The following is a 3,140-nucleotide window of genomic DNA, read 5'->3' as shown; positions in this document are numbered from 1 at the left end:
GGTTGAGGGCGTGGTGGGTGCCGGGAGGGCGCAGGTTGATCGGGTGGCGCAGTTTGGTCGGCGTGCGCCGGGCGATGAGTCTGCGGGGACCGGTGAGGCCAGCGTGAAGGAGGACGGGACGTTCCAGGACGGGGGGCTGGACGACCTTGCCGCGCGGGACGAGGACGCGCGTAGCGGGGGGATGTTCCGGTCGCTGCGGAATCGGAACTACCGGCTTTACGCCGCCGGGCAGGTCGTCTCCAACACCGGGACGTGGATGCAGCGTGTCGCGCAGGACTGGCTGGTGCTTGAGCTGGCGCATGGGAGCGGTACTGCGCTGGGGATTACCACTGGGCTCCAGTTCTTGCCGATGTTGCTGTTCGGGCTTTGGGGCGGCGTCATCGCCGACCGGTATCCCAAGCGGCGTGTCCTGATGCTCACCCAGATCTCCATGGGTGTGCTGGCGCTGGCTCTCGGACTGCTGTCAGTGAGCGGGAACGCGCAGGTCTGGCATGTGTACCTGCTGGCGTTCGGGCTCGGCGTCGCCACCGTGGTGGACAACCCGACCCGGCAGTCGTTCGTGGTCGAGATGGTCGGCAAGCGCGACCTGCCGAACGCGATCGCGCTGAACAGCGCCACGTTCAACGGGGCGAGGCTGCTCGGGCCCGCTGTCGCGGGTGTGCTGATCGCGCTGATCGGCACGGGGCCCGTGTTCCTGGTGAACGCGGCCTCGTTCGGTGCCGTGCTGTTCAGCCTCTACGCGATGCGGGCGGACGAGTTGCATGACGCGCCGGCGGTCAAGCGGGCCAAGGGGCAGCTTCGTGAGGGCCTTCGGTACGTGCGCGGGCGTCGGGATTTGATGCTCGTGCTGGTGCTCATCGGGTTCCTCGCGACGTTCGGGATGAACTTCAACACGACCGTTGCGCTGATCGCCAAGGAGGTCTTCCACACCGATGCGTCCGCGTTCGGGCTGGCGTCCAGCATGCTGGCGCTCGGGGCGCTCAGCGGTGCGCTGCTGGCGGCCAGGCGGGTCGCCAGGCCCCGGCTGCGGCTGCTGGTGGCGATGGGTGTCGTGTTCGGGGCGTTGGAGGTCGTCACCGGGCTGATGCCGACGTACTGGCTGTTCCTGGCGCTGCTCGTCCCGACCGGCATCGCGATGATGACGATCACGACGGCGGCGAACGCGACCATGCAGCTCGGCGTGTCCCCGGAGATGCGCGGCCGGGTGATGGCCCTCTACATGCTCGTGTTCCTCGGCACGAACCCGGTGGGCGCGCCCGCGATCGGGTGGCTGGCGGAGCATTTCGGGGCGCGGACGAGTCTCGTCCTCGGCGGGCTGGTGTCCGCCCTCGCGGCGCTCGCCGTGGGAGCGGTGGCCGCGAAGGGCGAGGGCCTGGTGAAGCCGCGGCGGCTGCGTCCGGCGGAAGGATGACGGCCCGTTCCGCGTGACAACGGGGGCCGTCTGCTGGAAAGCTGGCCGGGTGGCCCTCCGGACGCTCCCATGAGGCTTTTCGTGGCGCTCGTACCGCCACCGGACATCCTGGACGAGCTGGAGGAGGCCGTCCGCCCGCACCGGGACGCCGTGCCCGAGCTGCGCTGGGTTCGGCGCGATCTGCTGCACGTCACGCTGACGTTCCTCGGCGAGGTCGACGACCGCACCCTCGACCGGCTGCTGCCGCGGCTGGAGCGCGCCGTCGGGCGGCACGAGCGGATGGCGCTGTCGCTGGCGGGCGCGGGCGCGTTCCCGGGCAGCGGCGCGCACGCCCGCGTCCTGTGGACGGGCCTGTACGGCGACCGACGCGGGCTGGCGCGGCTCGCCGCGTCCACCACCGCCGCCGGGCGCCGCGTCGGGACGCTGCCGGACAAGCACCGCGGCTTCCGCCCCCACCTGACGCTGGCGCGGTCACGGAGCCCGGTGGACGTGCGGACGCTGATCGAGCAGCTGTCGGCGTTCGCGGGCGCCGCGTGGACGGCCCATTCCGTCCAGCTGGTGCGCAGCCACCTGCCCGGCAAGGACTACAGCCAGGTCACCTACGAGTCGCTGAAGACGTGGTCGCTGCGTCACAGCTCCGGCGGGGGCGGCGCGGGACGGTCGGCGTCCGGCGGCCCCCACGGGACGCCGTAGCGCTCGCAGGCGCCGCGCAGCTCGTCCAGGTCGGGCGGGAACGTGATCTGCCGCAGCACCCGCCCGGACGGCGCCCACACCACCAGCCGCGGCATGCGTTCCGCCGACTCGTCGATGCCGACGCCGCCGACGCGGTCGCGGGCCAGGTCCCATTCGACCTTGCCGCGCCGGGTGACGACCGCGAGCCCCGCGGACGACACGCGCAGCTGCGACCGGTTCCGGTCGTACAGCCAGTAGCCGAGGAGGCCGATCACCAGCCCGGCGGGCACCGACCAGGCGGCCGTGGCGTTGAATCCGCCCAGGTCGGGGCCGAGCCAGACCGCGCCGAGGAGGGCCACCGCCTCGCACAGCAGCACGCTCATCCCGTACGTCCCGATTCGGGAGCGGCGGGTCGCGTCGAGGAGCGCGCCGGGGGCCGTCGCCGGGGTGGGCGGTGCTGAGACGGAGAACGTGACGTCGGGCGGCCGGGGGGCCGGGACGTCCCCCGCCGGCCCGGAATCCGGGGTCGCGGGAGCCGGCAGTGCGGCCGTGGCCCGCTCGGGTTCGGGCGCGGCGAGCGTGGACACCGCCGAGTGGAACGCGGCGCTCAGGTAGGCGTCGTACTCGGCGTCGTTGACCGGCAGGCCCGCGCGGCGGGCCGAGTCGCGCAGGTCGGTGCGGGAGATCCGCAGCGCCGACAGCGGCGCGGCGAAGAACTCGTCGCCGTCGGAGTCGTACAGCCGGACCCAGGCGTGCCCGCCGATCGTGAGCAGCTCGATGCCGCCGATGCGGTCCTCGGGCATCTTCAGCACGACGTCGCCGGCGGCGTCCGCCCAGCCGAGCCCGCCGTCGGTGACGACGAGCCGCCCGCCGGGCACCTGCGCGAAGATCTCCGGCAGCCCTTCGAGGCCGTAGTCGGGCCCGCGCGGCGCCCGCGCCCCCGGCGTGATCACCCGGTAGCCGTGGTCGTCGAGGGCGTGCGCGAGCTGGAAGCCGTCCAGGCCGTGCGCGGGCAGCCGGGCGACGAGCTCCATCCGGCCGTCTCTCATACACCTTT

The 3,140-nt window shown here is 73.0% G+C and carries 3 protein-coding genes; 2 read left to right on the top strand and 1 reads right to left on the bottom strand.

All coding sequences use genetic code 11. From position 1 onward, the window contains the following. Window positions 1-181: 181 nt before the first annotated feature. Together HUX53_RS01155 and thpR are read left to right on the top strand one after the other, a co-directional pair. Window positions 182-1,411 (top strand): MFS transporter, encoded by a 1,230-nt coding sequence (locus HUX53_RS01155; RefSeq protein ID WP_176401299.1) that lies wholly within the window; start codon window positions 182-184, stop codon window positions 1,409-1,411. A gap of 69 nt (window positions 1,412-1,480) precedes the next feature. Next, on the top strand, window positions 1,481-2,104 hold the full coding sequence (thpR, locus tag HUX53_RS01150) for an RNA 2',3'-cyclic phosphodiesterase (RefSeq protein ID WP_176401298.1): 624 nt from the start codon (window positions 1,481-1,483) through the stop codon (window positions 2,102-2,104). On the opposite strand, the gene HUX53_RS01145 is transcribed toward thpR, so the two are convergent. Further along, window positions 2,041-3,117 (bottom strand): hypothetical protein, encoded by a 1,077-nt coding sequence (locus HUX53_RS01145; RefSeq protein ID WP_255204804.1) that lies wholly within the window; start codon window positions 3,115-3,117, stop codon window positions 2,041-2,043. The two genes, thpR and HUX53_RS01145, sit on opposite strands and share 64 nt — an antisense overlap. Window positions 3,118-3,140 lie beyond the last annotated feature (23 nt).

Origin of the sequence: Actinomadura sp. BRA 177, assembly GCF_013372625.1 — a bacterium.
Lineage (GTDB): Bacteria > Actinomycetota > Actinomycetes > Streptosporangiales > Streptosporangiaceae > Spirillospora.
This window is presented reverse-complemented; position numbering and strand designations above follow the sequence as displayed.

Excerpts from the sequence above, each read along its gene's own strand:
- HUX53_RS01155 (WP_176401299.1), top strand. The coding sequence starts at position 182 with ATGTTCCGGTCGCTGCGGAATCGGAACTACCGGCTTTACGCCGCCGGG.
- thpR (WP_176401298.1), top strand. The coding sequence starts at position 1,481 with ATGAGGCTTTTCGTGGCGCTCGTACCGCCACCGGACATCCTGGACGAG.
- HUX53_RS01145 (WP_255204804.1), bottom strand. The coding sequence starts at position 3,117 with ATGGAGCTCGTCGCCCGGCTGCCCGCGCACGGCCTGGACGGCTTCCAG.